The following is a 15,245-nucleotide window of genomic DNA, read 5'->3' as shown; positions in this document are numbered from 1 at the left end:
AGATGTGTATAAGAGACAGGTCCTACTCTGCAATATATTACAAAAGATTATTGTCATGTAAGGGTGCATAAGCCTAACACGATAAACTCTAATAATGTTCTTATTGAGTCAAATTTAGATAATTTAAAGTTAGTTTATCCTTATAAGTTTGAACAGATCTCATTAGCATGGTCTGAATTTAGTGAATCATTACTTAAGTAGATTTTTTAACCAGCCGCGTTGCCAAACTTGCAACGTGGCCTTTTTACATACTCAAGAAACGTAAATAAAACGCATTCATTTTACTGAAAATATAGTATAATAATCGCAAAGGATCATACTTTGATTGGGCCACGAAAATATAATACTTTTACTGAAAAGAGATGAGTGAATGAATAAAAAATATATTGTGTCTGGACTCCTCGTCACATCACTACTGCTCGCGGCTTGTGGAAATGATGGCAGTTCAGATAGTAAAGGTCAACACGGTTCGAAGTCAACTAACAACGAGAAGCACGAGAGTCATCACAACGAGAAACATCATGAGAAAAAGAACGTGCATCGCTTTGCGAAGAAGAAAGACAACAGTAACTCAAGTTCTAATTCGCATCAAGAGAATACACAATCGGCTGAGTATTATGCTAAAGTGTGGCTGACAGTATTTGGGCCATCAGATGTTGTTGAGTTCATGCACAGTGACGTTTCCGGTAATAAGATGAATCCGTTCGATGATGTGGATAGCGCATCTTATCCAGACGGTATGCAGCTCATCGTAGCGACTCCACGAGCACGAGGAATTATCCATTATACGAACAACAATGATGGAACGATAACTGTTTATGGTGTGCCGAATCACTTCCAAGATCGCCGTTGGATGGACGATGACTATAGTAGAAAGGAATCACAACGTATTCTGAATAACGGTGAAGTGTTTAAATTGAAGCATCCTTCGCAAGCGCAAATTGATAAGTATGCGGCGTTGTTCACTAATCTGAAGGGTAATGATGGTTATGGTCATTACAAAGCGAAAGATAATGATTCGTCAGATAGTGATACGAAAGTGACGCGTAGTAATGTGATAGATAAAGTAGAGGACTATGAAGGCCATGCTTTAAATACCGATAAGTACATTTTCAAAGAGCCTGAAAAGACTGATGGTGATAATTGGGGCTTCTCATATACGGATAAAGCAGGGAACTTGCGTGGTTCGTATATTATTGATGAAGATGGCAATGTGACGAAATATAATGAGGATGGAGAAGAAATTTAAAGTAAAGGGGATGGGAAGATGAAAGTGAGAACGCTCGTATGTTGTGGGCTGATTTCGGCGACGATATTGTCAGGTTGCGGGTTCAATCATTCAAATGATGAGGATTCTGACACGGCTTCTCACGCTAAGAAGACGGAGAAGCATAGCTCACAGTCGAAGTCAGACCATACATCTAAGGACGATCATGCGACATCTCATGGTAAAAGTGAAAATCATCAAGCGGATTATGATGATAAAGCGCTCATTGCAATGACGCTTCATGCGCGCAATGTCGATCGTTATATGATTACGGCGAAAGAGTTAAAAAGAGGTAAATATGAGTTGCAATATCAAGGGTTAAAAGGTAAGGATAAATATAAATCGATTTCTGAGTTGCAACTACACAAAGCTAATATCGAACATACGCCAGATGGTATGAAAGTGTATGTCGTGCAGCCTAATAAGGGACCTTATCGCTCATATATCGCAGTCAGTCAGAAAGAAATTATCTTATTTGGTAGTCAGAGTCCGTTTAAATTTGAAGATATGCATAAGGGCGGAATAAAATTTAATACCAAGCGTATCGTCCATAAATACCATAAAGCGAAAGATTTAGATGAAATGAAAGATAAGATTAATATTTCTGACCAACCAGAGTGATAGGTCATCGAAAGCAGTGGAAGGTTTAAAGGAAAGATGCTCGCAAGTAACGACTGAGAAGATTTGTAAACAACTTAAAGATAAGTTTAAAAAGCGCAACTCTAAGCTAGTGATAACTTTGAGTTGCGCTTCTTCTTTATAACTTTTTGTTAATCTTTTAGTAGCATTAAAAAATATTTTCGCTAAGATAATAGGGTGTGTACTTAGGCATACTTATTTAAGGCTTTGAGTTCTTCTGATAAAGTACTTACTATACATGCAGGCATAGTATCATCAACATGTTTGAATTGAATGTCATCATCTAGTTTATTATTAATCGAATCAATTACTTCATTAATATTTTGTTTAGAAAGTTTTTTATTATGCCTTTTCGTAGTGTAGTCTTGATATTTATTTAAATCGATTTTAGATATATTAGAACGTTGGTTTTTAGGTACGACGTATCCGTGGTCTTGCTTATAAGCAAAAAATCTAAGTTGAGTTGTTGGCATTTCTTCATTTGTAAGTAAATCTTCTAACATAGATGCGTGCTTTTCACCTAAAATTTCATCATATTCTAAATTAAATTCATCTAGTTCGATAGCAACATTACTAGTCAGCATTTCACCTAAATATAAGTATTGTTCTAAATGTTTCGTGTAAGTAGATTCATCTATGTTTTTAACATTACCAATTTGATTTATATTTTTCATGAAATCGTGATTGACTTCATAGATTTCGGTAAGGATATGATCAAGTTTTTTATAGTCTTTATTCTTTAAATCATTTTTATCAATGTTGTTTTAATACTCTTTATAGTATTTTTCAAGATCTTTCTGATGCTTTTTATCAATAGCTATTACCTCTTTATAAGAGGAGGGAACGTCTTGATTGTTTACAGCCAACTGACTTATAAACCTTTTCGCAGTTGTTGGATAATCAGATTTCTTTTTAATAGGTAATTCGCAGCCGGTAAGAATGATTAAAGTTGTAAGCATCAAAATAGCTATCAGTTTGAAATTTTTGTACATGATATTTACCTCGTTTGAAATCATTTTGGTTTCGTTTTATTTTTGAGCCATTGTTATTATCGTAGGGAGTCGGAAAGATTATTTACCCTGCGCTTCTGCTTGCTTTAATTTTTCTTTATATTCATCTTGATACTCAAACATTTCATCTTCAGCACCAATTGCGGTATAAAGATGTGAATTGACACTGTCTTTAACGTGAGCTATTTTAGAATCTTTATCTAAATGTTTATTTATCTTATCGATTGCTTTGTTCGTTCTATCTGCAGACTTTGTCTCAACAGATTTATCAGTAACAACTTTACTATAACGATCTAAACTCATTTTTGGTAGTTGTTTCAATTGATCTTTAGTTGCCTCTTTGCCTTCACCTTGACGTCCGATAAAGTTGGCCATTGTATTCTGTGGATTATTATTGCCATCGGTAATAATTGTGCTTATATAATCTGATGTCTTTTTATCAAATAAGTCTTCAAAATCAAGAGACTCGTATTTCCCTCCGATGATTAACATTGTGAAATCATAATAGTAGTATTCTTGTAACATTAACTTTCTAATGATTTTTGGATCTAATCCTTTAATGTCACGCAGTTTACTTTCATAATCATGGTTCGCTTTATCGACTTGATAAATATCTTTAATAAATTGATCTATTTGTTTATTTTCAGTATCTTTAATTGGATATTTACCCATACCATCCTTATATTTCTTGTAAGCTTTCTTTAGTTCTTTATCTCGACGTCTAAAGTCCTTGTTATCACCATCAGGGTCATCGATTTTAATATTACTTGCATGGGCACCTCTATACATATCTTCAAAGAATGTTTTAGCGTGCTCACGATAGTCTTTTTCGATTTTTTGTTGCTTTTTCTTATCAGCTTTCTTCTTCGCTTCTTGTTTCTTCTCCTCTTTCACCTTGTCTTCGTGACTTTGACAACCTGTGAGTAATAGAGTTGAGCAAAGTAATGTTGAACCGAGTAACTGTAACTTCTTCATAATATAACCTCCTGTAGAATCTTCGATGTGCTGTGCAATGCTTGTAGATTTATGCTAAGACGAGATACGTTCGCATGCACTTTTAATATTATAAGATATGAATATTCAGTAAAATCACTGTTATGTATATGTAATGACCCACTATCACAATGCATCACACAATTCACACTGACATAGGTTACGATATCACACCCTATTCATGAATGAAATAGTAAATTTATTATAAATTAACTTATCTTTTAACGAAGCGAACCATTAAGCATTCGGTTTTTGAGACTCGCCCTATTTATAAAAGGGTAGATTAAAAATATGGCTATATTGCAGTTCAAGGTATTTTACTTGAAGATGATTTATCCTATAGTATTAACGTAAGATGATTCAACAAATTAGACATACATAAAGGGGTTGTAGATCTATGGTTATATCGATTATCATCTTGTTATTTGCCTCGTTCTTCTTCTCGGGAAGTGAGACGGCGTTAACGGCGGCAAATCGCATGAAGATTCAGACGGCTGCGAATGAGGGTGACTCTAAAGCTCAGAAACTCGTGAATCTGCTGAATAAGCCGAGTGAATTTATAACGACGATTCTCATCGGAAATAATATCGCGAATATCATTCTTCCTACGTTGGTAACGATTCTTGCTGTGCGACTTGGCCTCAATGTAGGTATTGCAACAGCAGTGACGACGGTGGCAATTATCATCATCTCTGAAGTAATTCCGAAGTCTGTCGCGGCGACATATCCTGATCGCATTGCGCGCTTGGTCTTCACACCAATCCAGTTTTTCGTCATTATTTTTAAACCCATAACGAAGATCTTGAACGCGTTAACAGATGGTATCAATCGTTTACTTTCAAGAGGCGAAACGACGTCTCAACATTATTCTAAGGAAGAAATTCGTCAGATGGTGACCATTGCGGGTAGTGAAGGTGCTTTTAACGAGATGGAAAGAAATCGTATTCAAGGTGTGATGGACTTTGGCAAACTAAAGATTACGGATATCAATACGACACCACGAATTAATGTGACAGCCTTTTCCAAAGAGGCGAGTTACGAAGAAGTTTATGACACGGTCATTTCACATCCTTATACACGCTATCCAGTGTATGATGGCGATATCGACAATATTGTCGGCATCTTTCACTCGAAGTATTTGCTCGCTTGGAGCCGTAATTTAGATAAGCAGTTGCTGGACTATACATCTCAACCCCTATTTGTGAATGAACATAACCGAGCTGAATGGGCTTTGCGTAAAATGACAATCACGCGCAAGCATCTCGCTATCGTTCTTGATGAATATGGTGGAACTGAAGCTATCTTGTCACATGAAGATTTAATTGAAGATATGCTTGGTATGGAAATTGAAGATGAAATGGATGAAGAGGAACAACGTAAATTAGAGCGTAACGTTAAGTCGTTTCAAAGAATGAAGAAATAGAAAGAGGGCGTAATGATGAAACTTCAAACGCGTATCACGGAACAATGTGGAATTAAATATCCGATTATTCAAGCCGGTATGGCAGGGAGTACGACACCTGAGCTTGTCGCCACTGTAAGCAATAGTGGTGGTTTAGGTATGATTGGTGCAGGTTATATGACGCCAGAACAGCTTAGTCAAGAGATTATCGAAATTCAAGAACTGACGGATTTGCCGTTCGCAGTGAATTTATTTGTGCCATCAGATGCGATTTATGATCCAGATGAAGTTGAAGAGATGCAAGAACATTTGGCACCGTTACGTGAACGTTACCAAGTGAGTGAACCTGAAGTGGATATGGATGCAGAAGAACGCAATTTCAACAGCGCAATTGAGTTAATGATTGAGAAACAGGTGCCTGTGGTGGCTTTCACGTTCGGTATTCCGTCACAGTCCACGATTCAACGTTTGAAAGAATCAGGTGCGACGCTAGTAGGTACTGCGACGACGGTAGAAGAAGCGGAAGCGCTAGAAAGTGCAGGAATGGATGCGATCGTAGCGCAAGGAAGTGAAGCAGGTGGCCACCGCGGTTCGTTTACCGTAGATGAAGCAGACCAACCGCCATTGATTGGTACGATGTCATTAGTCCCGCAAGTGGTAAATGCAGTCAACGTGCCCGTTATTGCTGCGGGTGGTATGATGGACGGTCGTGGTCTGGTGGCGAGTTTAGCCCTTGGCGCAGAAGCGACGCAATTCGGTACAGCTTTTTTAACTACTGAAGAGAGTGGGGCTTCAGCGCTTAAAAAGCAAGCGATACTCGACAGCAATGAAACACAACCTACGATTACGAATGTCTATAGTGGTAAGTTTGCGCGAGGTATTCGCAATCGCTTTATCTCTCACTTCGCTGACTATCAAGGTGAAATACCTGAATATCCAATTCAGAACCAATTGACGACTGCGATTCGTAAGACAGCTGCACGAGAGGGCGATGCAGAGTATACGCATCTATGGAGTGGTCAATCTCCACGTTTAGCACGCACGATTTCTGCAGCTGAGTTAGTACGACAAATTGTGCAAGAAGCGGAAACAATACTTCAGTCATAGTAGAATATATTAATTATTGAGGACCCTGAGAAGCATGGAGCGTATTTCTACGCAGACTCAGGGTCTTATTTATTCGCTTTTATCCACCTTTTAAGAATTTGTAAAAGCGAATGAATTCAATGAATGGGGTATACGAGATGTGGTATCATGAATGTGGTGATAGTTTATGATTGAAATTGGACTTACAGGTTGGGGCGATCATGATTCATTATATGAAGATGTGCAACGTTCCACGGACAAATTAAAGACTTATGCCAGTCATTTTTCTGTAGTGGAATTAGATGCTACATATTACGCGATACAACCTGAAAGAAATATTAATAAATGGATTAAAGAAACGCCTGAGCGGTTTAAGTTTGTGGTGAAAAGCCATCAAGCGCTGACACTACATGCAGATTATCAAGAGTTTGCAGAGTCGAGACAGGCGTTATTTGATGATTTCAAGAAGATGCTTCAACCTTTGCAGCAACATCAGAAGTTGGCAATGGTGCTCGTTCAATTTCCACCATGGTTTGACTGTAATGCGCGCAATATCCAATATATTCGCTACGTCAGAGAACAACTGAAAGACTATCCGATGTGTGTGGAGTTTCGTCATCAATCGTGGTTTACACCGCAATTTAAAGAAGAGACGTTGTCGTTTCTTACTCAGAACCACATCATCCATTCTGTTTGTGACGAGCCACAAGTCGGTCAAGGAAGTGTGCCTCTCGTCAACCGAGTGACGAGTGATGTCGCGCTCGTACGCTATCATGGCCGTAATACGAGTGGTTGGACGAAACAAGATATGAGTGATCAAACATGGCGTGACGTGCGTTATTTATATAACTATAGTCAGGAAGAACTTGAAGATTTGGCACAGAAAGTGAAGATCTTAGAACAGAAGACATCTAAAGTCTATGTCGTATTTAACAACAATTCGGGTGGACATGCTGCTCAGAATGCTCAGACTTATCAAGAGATACTCGGCATTGAATATGAAGGGTTAGCACCACAACAATTAAAACTTTTCTGAGGAGCGATTTAGATGCTAACAATTATTTGTTTGATATTAATTGGTGCTCTATCAGCGATACTGGGTTCGTTAGTCGGTATCGGTGGTGGTTTGATTATAGTGCCAACCTTAATCTATTTAGGGGTAGAACATGACTTACTGCAAGGCATCACACCCCAGATTGCGATAGGAACATCTTCTGTCATACTCATTGTGACAGGCTTGTCATCAACCTTTGGCTATATGAAATCGAAACAAGTTGATTTCAAAAATGGTTCAATCTTTCTATTTGGACTCTTACCAGGGTCGCTCATTGGTTCAGTATTAAGCCGTTTCTTAACTTTAAATTCATTCGATTTATACTTCGGTATATTCCTAATATTAGTTGCTGTATTGTTGATTATCAGAAATAAAATTAAGCCGATTCAATTGTTTAATAAAGAGAAGTATCGTCGTTCGTATACGGATAACGAAGGTGTAACGTATCATTACAACGTGCCGCCCCTTTTCGCCTTCGTAGCAACATTATTTATCGGAATTCTCACTGGCTTATTTGGTATTGGTGGCGGCGCTTTGATGACACCGTTAATGCTTATCGTTTTCCGTTTTCCACCACACGTGGCAGTCGGTACGAGTATGTTAATGATCTTCTTCTCAAGCTTGATGAGCTCACTAGGCCACATGGTACAAGGACATGTCGCTTGGGGTTACTCACTTGTCTTGATTATTTCAAGTATCATCGGTGCTCAAATAGGTGTGAGAATTAACCGTACCATTAAGTCTGATACGGTCGTACTCTTGCTTAGAACAGTATTACTGATTATGGGTGTTTATTTAATTATCAAATCATTTTTATAAAAAGGAGGGAATGAGAGATGAAGCTCACGATTTATCATACGAATGATATTCACAGTCATCTTCACGAGTATGCGCGCATTGATGCTTATATGAAAGAACATCGGCCTCAGCTTACGCATCCCTCTCTCTATTTAGATATAGGAGATCACGTCGATCTCTCCTTGCCTGTAACAGAAGCAACGGCAGGTTTGAAGAACGTGGAGTTACTGAATAATGCACAATGCGATCTTGCTACGATAGGGAACAATGAGGGCATGACGATTTCTCATGAGGCCTTGAATCATCTATATGATGATGCGAATTTCCCTGTGACGTGTGCAAACGTGTTTGACGAAGAAGGGAAGTTGCCTCGTAACATGGTGTCTTCACATATCCAAACTGTGGAAGATGTCGATATTCTCTTCGTTGCAGCGACGGCACCATTCACGCCATTCTATCGTGCGTTAGACTGGGTAGTTACAGATCCGCTTGAAGCGATTAAAGATGAAATTCATTCCTATGAAGGCCAGTATGATATCTTAATCGTGATGAGTCACGTCGGTATCTTCTTCGATGAGCAATTATGCCAAGAGTTAGCTGAGATTGATTTGATTCTTGGCAGTCACACGCATCATTACTTTGAGCATGGTGAAGAGCAGAATGGTGTATTAATGGCTGCTGCTGGTAAGTATGGTCATTTCCTAGGTGAAGTGACGCTTGATATTGAGCAACGTCAAGTAGTGGGTAAAAGTGCGATCTTGCATCCGCTCGATACCTTGCCAGAAGTCGAAACGAACTTCATTCAAGAAGGACAACGTTTGATGGATACACCTGTACTCGACCATCCGATGTATTTACCACGTACGACGAATCGAATTTCTAAGACTGCTTATATGCTTGCGGAAAGTCTGCAAGAATTTACTCATACAGAAGGTAGTATTATTAATGCAGGATTAATTGTCACTGAAATTAATAAAGATCGAGTGACAGAATACGACATTCATCAAATGCTGCCACACCCAATTAATGCGGTCCGCGTGCGTTTGAAAGGTGACACATTAAAATCCATTATTGATAAGAGTCAGAAACAAGAATATCTTAATGAACATGCGCAAGGACTCGGTTTCCGTGGAGATATCTTTGGTGGCTACGTGCTTTACAATATCGGCTTTATCGAATCGGAAGGTCGTTATTTCATTGGAGAGCGTGAGGTTTATGATGAAGAAACATACTCGCTGGGCACGGTTGATATGTACACTTTCGGTCGTTACTTCCCGATGCTGAAAGGCGAAGCGATTGAGTATATCATGCCAGAATTTCTGCGAGACATTTTCAAGATGAAATTGACAGAAGTAGCTGAAGACGTTGAGTAATATGATGTTTGAGTGGCTTTGACTGAGCAGCGTAAAAGTGAATAAGATTTGAACGATAGCGAGAAATTGTTAAAGTCAAGGTCGCTAATGCGTTTTCATTTATACTTATTTTCGTTATAATAGATAGGAGAACTATACAGGAGGGTGTTCGTTGCTATGGCTACAAAAAATGAGGAAATCCTACGTAAGCCGGATTGGTTAAAGATTAAACTTAACACGAACGAGAACTACACTGGTTTGAAAAAAATGATGCGCGAAAAAAACTTACACACAGTGTGTGAAGAAGCGAAATGTCCTAATATTCATGAATGTTGGGGTGCACGTCGTACAGCAACATTTATGATTCTCGGTGCGGTATGTACACGTGCGTGTCGTTTCTGTGCGGTTAAGACAGGTTTACCTAACGAGTTAGACTTAAACGAGCCTGAACGTGTGGCAGAATCTGTTGAATTAATGAACTTGAAACACGTGGTTATCACAGCGGTTGCTCGTGACGACTTACGCGACCAAGGTTCAAACGTTTATGCAGAAACAGTACGTAAAGTAAGAGCGCGTAATCCATATACAACGATTGAAATTCTTCCATCAGATATGGGTGGGGACTACGAAGCACTTGAAACATTAATGGCTTCTAGACCTGATATTCTTAACCACAACATCGAAACAGTACGTCGTTTAACTCCAAGAGTTCGTGCGCGTGCGACATACGACAGAACGTTAGAATTCTTAAGACGTTCTAAAGAATTACAACCAGACATCCCTACTAAATCTAGTTTCATGCTTGGCTTAGGTGAAACATACGAAGAAATCTACGAAACTATGGATGACTTACGTGCCAATGATGTAGACATCTTAACTATTGGTCAATACTTACAACCTTCACGTAAACACTTGAAAGTTGAAAAATACTACACACCTTTAGAGTTTGGTAAGTTGAGAAAGGTTGCTCTTGAAAAAGGCTTCAAACACTGCCAAGCAGGTCCATTAGTACGTAGTTCTTACCACGCTGACGAACAAGTTAACGAAGCAGCTAAAGAAAAACAACGTATGGGTGAAGAACAACTCAGTGCTGAAACAAATCAATAAGTCGCACAGGAATCAAGGGTAGGACATAGAATCAAAAGCGTATCATATAATGACTACAACCAGTTTATATATAGATGAATAGTATTAAAGAGTTTAGGACATTGTCTAACAATAAATAATGAGATGGTAATAACTTCTAATTTAGTTAAATTTAAAGTCAATTTTCAATGTCGACTCGAGACGCATGATGGAACAAGACCACAATGAAAATCCATTCCTAGAGCTCTCTGAGCGAGAGGAATTAGTTGAGTGTGGTCCCATATGCAAGCGAGAGTCCTCACATTGAAAAATAAATCCATCTTATATATGTCCTGAACTCGTTATTTTAATAAAGAGGAAGAGGTTGAGACAATCGTGTTGAGAACTGATGTGAGATCGAGACGGCATTCTAAATTACTTGCGTCACATCCACATGGAAATGAGTTCTTTAAACTCGTGAGCAATGAGTATTTACGAGTAGCACAGTGAGGTCTCTACCTCTTTTTATAACTTTTAGGACTTAAGAGAAACTGGAAATACATAAAGGATTGAGCAAAGTTTATGATTAATATTGATGATAAATACTTTGAACTAATTGAAGATTATCGTGAAGCTTTCAATGAGGAGCAATTTGCGAAAAGATATTCTGAAATTCTGGATAAATATGATTATGTGGTAGGAGATATCGGTTACGAACAACTGAGATTAAAAGGCTTCTATAAAGATGCCAATAAAAAAGTGGATATGAGTAAACGTTTCTCTACAATTCAGGATTATTTGTTGGAGTATTGTAATTTCGGCTGCCCTTACTTTGTGTTACGACGTATTCCACGTCAGGAGTTGAAACGCTTGTTAGAGCAAAAAGAAACGCATGAACAAGATGTAGATGTATGGGATGATAAATTGAAAGACGTTAAGATTAAGCCTACCATTCAAGATACTGAGAAGTGATAGGGTGGTTGTAAAGGTCATTTAAATCTTTAAGCCCATAGAAAAGCGGGGTAATGGAATCAAATGAATTTCATTGCCCCGTTTTTAAGAAAAATATAATTAAAAAATGTTACATGAATAACAAAAAAATTACTGAATCACTTCATTCAAATAACTTTGAATTTCTTCGCCTTCTGCTTCATTGACGCCTAACGCATAAGCGACATAGCCTTCTTCTTCTAAATCATCCGAGCCGATGAGTCCATAGCGATTATTCTGCATATTTAACACAATCGTCTTACCGTAATGGCGGTCTGTTTGAATTAACATTAAGTCATAGCGACTTTCTTCTCCTACGAAGCCGACAAATTGGACTTGTGCTGGCTCGTTATCATCATATAAATACATATCTATCATTATCTCGTCCTCACTTTCGTAAAAAGTGTGTACATTCATTTTACAATCATAACTATCAATAGAGATAGCGAACTTGGTATCTATTGTAACACGTGCCTTAAGCCTTGTTGATAAGAAATCATTACTCACAATTGGCGTGTATGAATGCGGGTTCAAAATTATGGTATCATGAAAGTAAGTGTGAAGATAAAGTAGTAGATTCAAACTACGAAACTATTTAAGAGGTGAATACCATGTACTTTGTAAATAAACAGAAACTTGAAGATAAATTAAATTATTTACAACAACTTACTGAAGATTATCCGGAGAATAAAGCGAATCGCTATGCCTTTGAACGTATAGCGCAAATGTTGATTGAATCTGCAGTGGATATCGGAAATATGATTATTGACGGCTTTATCTTGCGAGATCCCGGAAATTATCAAGATGTAATTGATATATTAGAGCTTGAAGGTGTCATTTCTAAAGATACGCAACAGGTGGTTAATGAAACAGTGGCTAACCGTAAGCAATTCGTGCACCGCTACGATGAACTCGATACAGAAGCGTTAGTGCCGCTATTCGATCGTGCAGTGCCTGTATATCAAACTTTCGTCAAAGAAGTTCTACAGTTTTTAGAGAATGAGAATGTACCTATTACTGCTTTTGGAAAATAAAGGAGTGAACAGAAGATGAAGCAATATCAAGGTTATTTAATCGATTTAGATGGAACGATGTATCAAGGTAACCAAAAAATTGATGGTGCAGCAGAATTTATTCATTATCTCAATGAACATGAAATTCCACATCTATTCGTGACCAATAATTCTACGAAAGAACCCGAACAAGTGGCAGATAAACTCCATACGATGGGTGTAGAGGCGAACAGTAACGAAGTGGTGACCTCTGCGCTTGCAACTGCAGAATTTATCGCGGATAAAGATCCAGGTGCCACAGTCTATATGCTGGGTGGAAGTGGTCTTCGTACAGCATTGACTGAACACGGATTAAAGTTGAAAGATGACGAGTTCGTCGATTACGTCGTGATTGGATTGGACGAAGCGGTGACGTACGACAAATTAGCTACAGCGACCTTAGCAGTAAGAAATGGTGCGAAGTTTATTTCAACCAATAAAGATGTCTCAATTCCGAAAGAACGTGGCTTCATGCCAGGTAACGGGGCGATTACGAGTGTGGTTTCTGTTTCTACAGGCGTAGATCCGATCTTCATCGGTAAACCTGAGCCCATAATTATGAACAAAGCGTTAGATATTCTTGCTTTAGATAAAAAGAATGTGGCAATGATTGGCGATTTATACGATACGGATATCCTATCTGGCATTAATATTGATATCGACACGATTCACGTTCAAACAGGCGTGACAACGAAAGAAGAACTCGCTGAGAAAGATATTCCACCGACTTATACGTTCGCTGATTTAAATGAAGTGATCGCTGAACTCGAAGGAGCGGATTAAGTTGACTAAGATTGTAGTATCACGACAAATTCCAAATCAATTTATACGTCAGCTTGAGCAATTGGGCGAAGTCATCATGTGGGAAGAAAGTTATGAACCTATGCCACGTGAGCGCTTTTTACAAGAGTTGAAAGATGCGACGGCATGTTTCATTACTTTAAGTGAGCGTATCGATCAAGAGGTGTTTGAAGCAGCACCTCATTTGCAAGTCATCGCTAACATGGCAGTAGGGTACGACAACATTGATTTAGATTTAGCACGCCAGTATGGTGTGACAATCACGAATACACCAGACGTCTTAACTGAAACGACGGCTGAACTCGGTCTAACGTTATTACTTACTGTAGCGAGACGTGTGGTAGAAGCTGAGCACTACGTACAGAATGGCGAATGGCAAAGTTGGGGGCCATATCTATTAGCTGGCAAAGACTTGCATGGATCGACAGTAGGTATCTTTGGTATGGGTGCTATCGGTAAAGCATTCGCACGACGTTTGCAAGGTTTCAACACGACTGTCTTGTATCATAATCGTTCTCGTCACAAAGATGCTGAAACGGAGTTGAATGCGCAATACGTTGATTTCGATACGTTGTTACAGGAATCAGATTACGTCGTGTGTACGGCGCCTTTGACCGATGCGACGCGAGATCAATTTGACGCCACTGCCTTTAGTAAAATGAAAAACGACGCTATCTTTATCAATATTGGACGTGGCGCGATAGTGGATGAAGAAGCGCTTGTGAAGGCATTGAAAGAGGGAGAAATTGGTGGATGTGGTCTGGATGTATTACGCCAAGAGCCGATTAACATGGACCATCCTATCCTTGAACTGCCTCAAGCTGTCGTCTTGCCTCATATCGGTAGTGCATCTGAACAGACGCGCAATGACATGATTCAGCTCTGTATCGATAACATCCGTGGTGTCTTAACTGAGGGCCGAGCGGTCACTGAAGTTAAAAGTTAAGGTAGAACACAAAGAAACCGACACGTGTAGAGTAACGTGCCGGTTTCATCTCTTTATATTAAAATACTTGTTCTACTTCAACGACGCCCGGTACTTCTTCGTGTAAAGCACGTTCAATACCTGCTTTAAGCGTAATTGTTGAACTTGGGCATGTCCCGCAAGCACCGTGTAATTGCAATTTGACAATACCATCTTCTACATCGACGAGTGAACAATCCCCGCCATCACGTAATAAGAAAGGACGTAACTTCTCAATCACTTCTGCGACTTGATCGAACATCGTTGCGTTTTCTGTAGGCATGCGAAATGCCTCCTTTCAAGTATATTATTTCATCTTCTCGTTATTACTTTATTATAATAGATATGGACGAAAAAATCTATCATCTAAAACAAAGGGAGAGGCTTATGAATAAAGTTAGTGTAGTTGTTTACGGCGCAGATGTTGTATGTGCAAGCTGTGTAAATGCGCCAACTTCTAAGAATACGTATGATTGGTTACAACCATTATTACAACGTAAATATCCTGATATTCAGTTTGAATTTACGTATATTGATATTGAGCACGATACAGAGAATCTATCTGATCATGATCAGCACTATATTGAGCAAATTCAAGATGAGGAATTATTCTATCCGCTAGTGACGATGAATGATGAATACGTTGCGGATGGTTATATTCAATTGAAAGATATTAAGCGTTTCATGAAAGCGCGCTTTCCAGAGGCAGCACAAGAAGATTAAGTACTTAATTGGTTGATCGTGTTAGGAACTCTAAGTAAAATGTGAGGGT

Annotated in this window: 18 protein-coding genes; 13 read left to right on the top strand and 5 right to left on the bottom strand. The window is 38.8% G+C overall.

Features of this window, described 5'->3' with window-relative positions; genetic code table 11:
• The first annotated feature begins 370 nt into the window (after positions 1-370).
• Positions 371-1,249 (top strand): hypothetical protein, encoded by an 879-nt coding sequence (locus CD126_RS01525; protein WP_103369925.1) that lies wholly within the window; start codon positions 371-373, stop codon positions 1,247-1,249.
• Between the two features lie 18 nt (positions 1,250-1,267).
• Positions 1,268-1,888: a hypothetical protein gene (locus CD126_RS01520; RefSeq protein ID WP_049406555.1), complete on the top strand. Its 621-nt coding sequence runs from the start codon at positions 1,268-1,270 to the stop codon at positions 1,886-1,888.
• Between the two features lie 203 nt (positions 1,889-2,091).
• Here the strand turns inward: CD126_RS01520 and CD126_RS01515 are convergent, their stop codons facing one another.
• The 3 genes from CD126_RS01515 to CD126_RS01505 form a co-directional block, all read right to left on the bottom strand.
• Positions 2,092-2,580, bottom strand: a complete 489-nt coding sequence (locus CD126_RS01515; protein ID WP_049406557.1) for a hypothetical protein — start codon at positions 2,578-2,580, stop codon at positions 2,092-2,094.
• 90 nt (positions 2,581-2,670) lie between these two features.
• Positions 2,671-2,898 (bottom strand): hypothetical protein, encoded by a 228-nt coding sequence (locus tag CD126_RS01510; RefSeq protein WP_049406559.1) that lies wholly within the window; start codon positions 2,896-2,898, stop codon positions 2,671-2,673.
• Between the two features lie 78 nt (positions 2,899-2,976).
• Positions 2,977-3,891, bottom strand: a complete 915-nt coding sequence (locus CD126_RS01505; RefSeq protein WP_103369924.1) for a hypothetical protein — start codon at positions 3,889-3,891, stop codon at positions 2,977-2,979.
• 415 nt (positions 3,892-4,306) lie between these two features.
• Here CD126_RS01505 and CD126_RS01500 point away from each other — a divergent pair, with 415 nt between their 5' ends.
• From CD126_RS01500 to CD126_RS01470, 7 genes are all read left to right on the top strand, one after another.
• Positions 4,307-5,332, top strand: a complete 1,026-nt coding sequence (locus CD126_RS01500; protein WP_049406564.1) for a hemolysin family protein — start codon at positions 4,307-4,309, stop codon at positions 5,330-5,332.
• A 15-nt stretch (positions 5,333-5,347) separates the two neighbouring features.
• Positions 5,348-6,418, top strand: a complete 1,071-nt coding sequence (locus tag CD126_RS01495; RefSeq protein WP_103369923.1) for an NAD(P)H-dependent flavin oxidoreductase — start codon at positions 5,348-5,350, stop codon at positions 6,416-6,418.
• A gap of 166 nt (positions 6,419-6,584) precedes the next feature.
• Complete coding sequence (locus tag CD126_RS01490; RefSeq protein WP_103369922.1) at positions 6,585-7,433, top strand: DUF72 domain-containing protein; 849 nt, start codon at positions 6,585-6,587, stop codon at positions 7,431-7,433.
• Positions 7,434-7,445: 12 nt separating this feature from the next.
• On the top strand, positions 7,446-8,270 hold the full coding sequence (locus tag CD126_RS01485; protein WP_103369921.1) for a sulfite exporter TauE/SafE family protein: 825 nt from the start codon (positions 7,446-7,448) through the stop codon (positions 8,268-8,270).
• Positions 8,271-8,287: 17 nt separating this feature from the next.
• Positions 8,288-9,622: a bifunctional metallophosphatase/5'-nucleotidase gene (locus tag CD126_RS01480; protein ID WP_049406572.1), complete on the top strand. Its 1,335-nt coding sequence runs from the start codon at positions 8,288-8,290 to the stop codon at positions 9,620-9,622.
• A gap of 156 nt (positions 9,623-9,778) precedes the next feature.
• Complete coding sequence (gene lipA, locus CD126_RS01475; protein WP_002472238.1) at positions 9,779-10,708, top strand: lipoyl synthase; 930 nt, start codon at positions 9,779-9,781, stop codon at positions 10,706-10,708.
• Between the two features lie 540 nt (positions 10,709-11,248).
• Entirely contained in the window at positions 11,249-11,638 is a 390-nt protein-coding gene (locus tag CD126_RS01470) for a YutD family protein (RefSeq protein ID WP_049406574.1), read from the top strand.
• Between the two features lie 129 nt (positions 11,639-11,767).
• Here the strand turns inward: CD126_RS01470 and CD126_RS01465 are convergent, their stop codons facing one another.
• Positions 11,768-12,034, bottom strand: a complete 267-nt coding sequence (locus CD126_RS01465; protein WP_002472197.1) for a DUF3055 domain-containing protein — start codon at positions 12,032-12,034, stop codon at positions 11,768-11,770.
• Positions 12,035-12,267: 233 nt separating this feature from the next.
• Here CD126_RS01465 and CD126_RS01460 point away from each other — a divergent pair, with 233 nt between their 5' ends.
• From CD126_RS01460 to CD126_RS01450, 3 genes are read left to right on the top strand one after another with little or no spacing between them, the layout of a single operon-like run.
• The gene (locus tag CD126_RS01460) at positions 12,268-12,690 is read left to right on the top strand and encodes a DUF86 domain-containing protein (protein WP_002472273.1); all 423 of its coding nucleotides are present in this window, start codon (positions 12,268-12,270) and stop codon (positions 12,688-12,690) included.
• A 15-nt stretch (positions 12,691-12,705) separates the two neighbouring features.
• The gene (locus tag CD126_RS01455; protein WP_049406580.1) at positions 12,706-13,491 is read left to right on the top strand and encodes a TIGR01457 family HAD-type hydrolase; all 786 of its coding nucleotides are present in this window, start codon (positions 12,706-12,708) and stop codon (positions 13,489-13,491) included.
• Position 13,492: 1 nt separating this feature from the next.
• On the top strand, positions 13,493-14,455 hold the full coding sequence (locus tag CD126_RS01450; protein WP_049406582.1) for a 2-hydroxyacid dehydrogenase: 963 nt from the start codon (positions 13,493-13,495) through the stop codon (positions 14,453-14,455).
• A gap of 58 nt (positions 14,456-14,513) precedes the next feature.
• Here CD126_RS01450 and CD126_RS01445 read toward each other — a convergent pair whose 3' ends face one another.
• Positions 14,514-14,756 carry a NifU family protein gene (locus CD126_RS01445; protein WP_002472275.1) on the bottom strand — a complete coding sequence of 81 codons (243 nt, stop codon included), beginning with the start codon at positions 14,754-14,756 and terminating at the stop codon, positions 14,514-14,516.
• Positions 14,757-14,860: 104 nt separating this feature from the next.
• Here CD126_RS01445 and CD126_RS01440 point away from each other — a divergent pair, with 104 nt between their 5' ends.
• Entirely contained in the window at positions 14,861-15,196 is a 336-nt protein-coding gene (locus CD126_RS01440; RefSeq protein WP_049406584.1) for a YuzD family protein, read from the top strand.
• Positions 15,197-15,245: the final 49 nt, after the last annotated feature.

This window comes from Staphylococcus pettenkoferi (assembly GCF_002902685.1).
Lineage (GTDB): Bacteria > Bacillota > Bacilli > Staphylococcales > Staphylococcaceae > Staphylococcus > Staphylococcus pettenkoferi.
Note: the sequence above shows the minus strand (reverse complement) of the source record. Positions and strands in the feature narration are given on the sequence as shown.

Bases quoted from the DNA above. Each gene is read 5' to 3' on its own strand.
- CD126_RS01525 (WP_103369925.1), top strand. From the start codon at position 371: ATGAATAAAAAATATATTGTGTCTGGACTCCTCGTCACATCACTACTG.
- CD126_RS01455 (WP_049406580.1), top strand. From the start codon at position 12,706: ATGAAGCAATATCAAGGTTATTTAATCGATTTAGATGGAACGATGTAT.
- CD126_RS01485 (WP_103369921.1), top strand. From the start codon at position 7,446: ATGCTAACAATTATTTGTTTGATATTAATTGGTGCTCTATCAGCGATA.
- CD126_RS01445 (WP_002472275.1), bottom strand. From the start codon at position 14,756: ATGCCTACAGAAAACGCAACGATGTTCGATCAAGTCGCAGAAGTGATT.
- CD126_RS01510 (WP_049406559.1), bottom strand. From the start codon at position 2,898: ATGTACAAAAATTTCAAACTGATAGCTATTTTGATGCTTACAACTTTA.
- CD126_RS01515 (WP_049406557.1), bottom strand. From the start codon at position 2,580: ATGAAAAATATAAATCAAATTGGTAATGTTAAAAACATAGATGAATCT.
- CD126_RS01470 (WP_049406574.1), top strand. From the start codon at position 11,249: ATGATTAATATTGATGATAAATACTTTGAACTAATTGAAGATTATCGT.
- CD126_RS01520 (WP_049406555.1), top strand. From the start codon at position 1,268: ATGAAAGTGAGAACGCTCGTATGTTGTGGGCTGATTTCGGCGACGATA.
- CD126_RS01495 (WP_103369923.1), top strand. From the start codon at position 5,348: ATGAAACTTCAAACGCGTATCACGGAACAATGTGGAATTAAATATCCG.
- CD126_RS01465 (WP_002472197.1), bottom strand. From the start codon at position 12,034: ATGATAGATATGTATTTATATGATGATAACGAGCCAGCACAAGTCCAA.
- CD126_RS01440 (WP_049406584.1), top strand. From the start codon at position 14,861: ATGAATAAAGTTAGTGTAGTTGTTTACGGCGCAGATGTTGTATGTGCA.
- CD126_RS01490 (WP_103369922.1), top strand. From the start codon at position 6,585: ATGATTGAAATTGGACTTACAGGTTGGGGCGATCATGATTCATTATAT.
- CD126_RS01460 (WP_002472273.1), top strand. From the start codon at position 12,268: ATGTACTTTGTAAATAAACAGAAACTTGAAGATAAATTAAATTATTTA.
- CD126_RS01500 (WP_049406564.1), top strand. From the start codon at position 4,307: ATGGTTATATCGATTATCATCTTGTTATTTGCCTCGTTCTTCTTCTCG.
- lipA (WP_002472238.1), top strand. From the start codon at position 9,779: ATGGCTACAAAAAATGAGGAAATCCTACGTAAGCCGGATTGGTTAAAG.
- CD126_RS01480 (WP_049406572.1), top strand. From the start codon at position 8,288: ATGAAGCTCACGATTTATCATACGAATGATATTCACAGTCATCTTCAC.
- CD126_RS01505 (WP_103369924.1), bottom strand. From the start codon at position 3,891: ATGAAGAAGTTACAGTTACTCGGTTCAACATTACTTTGCTCAACTCTA.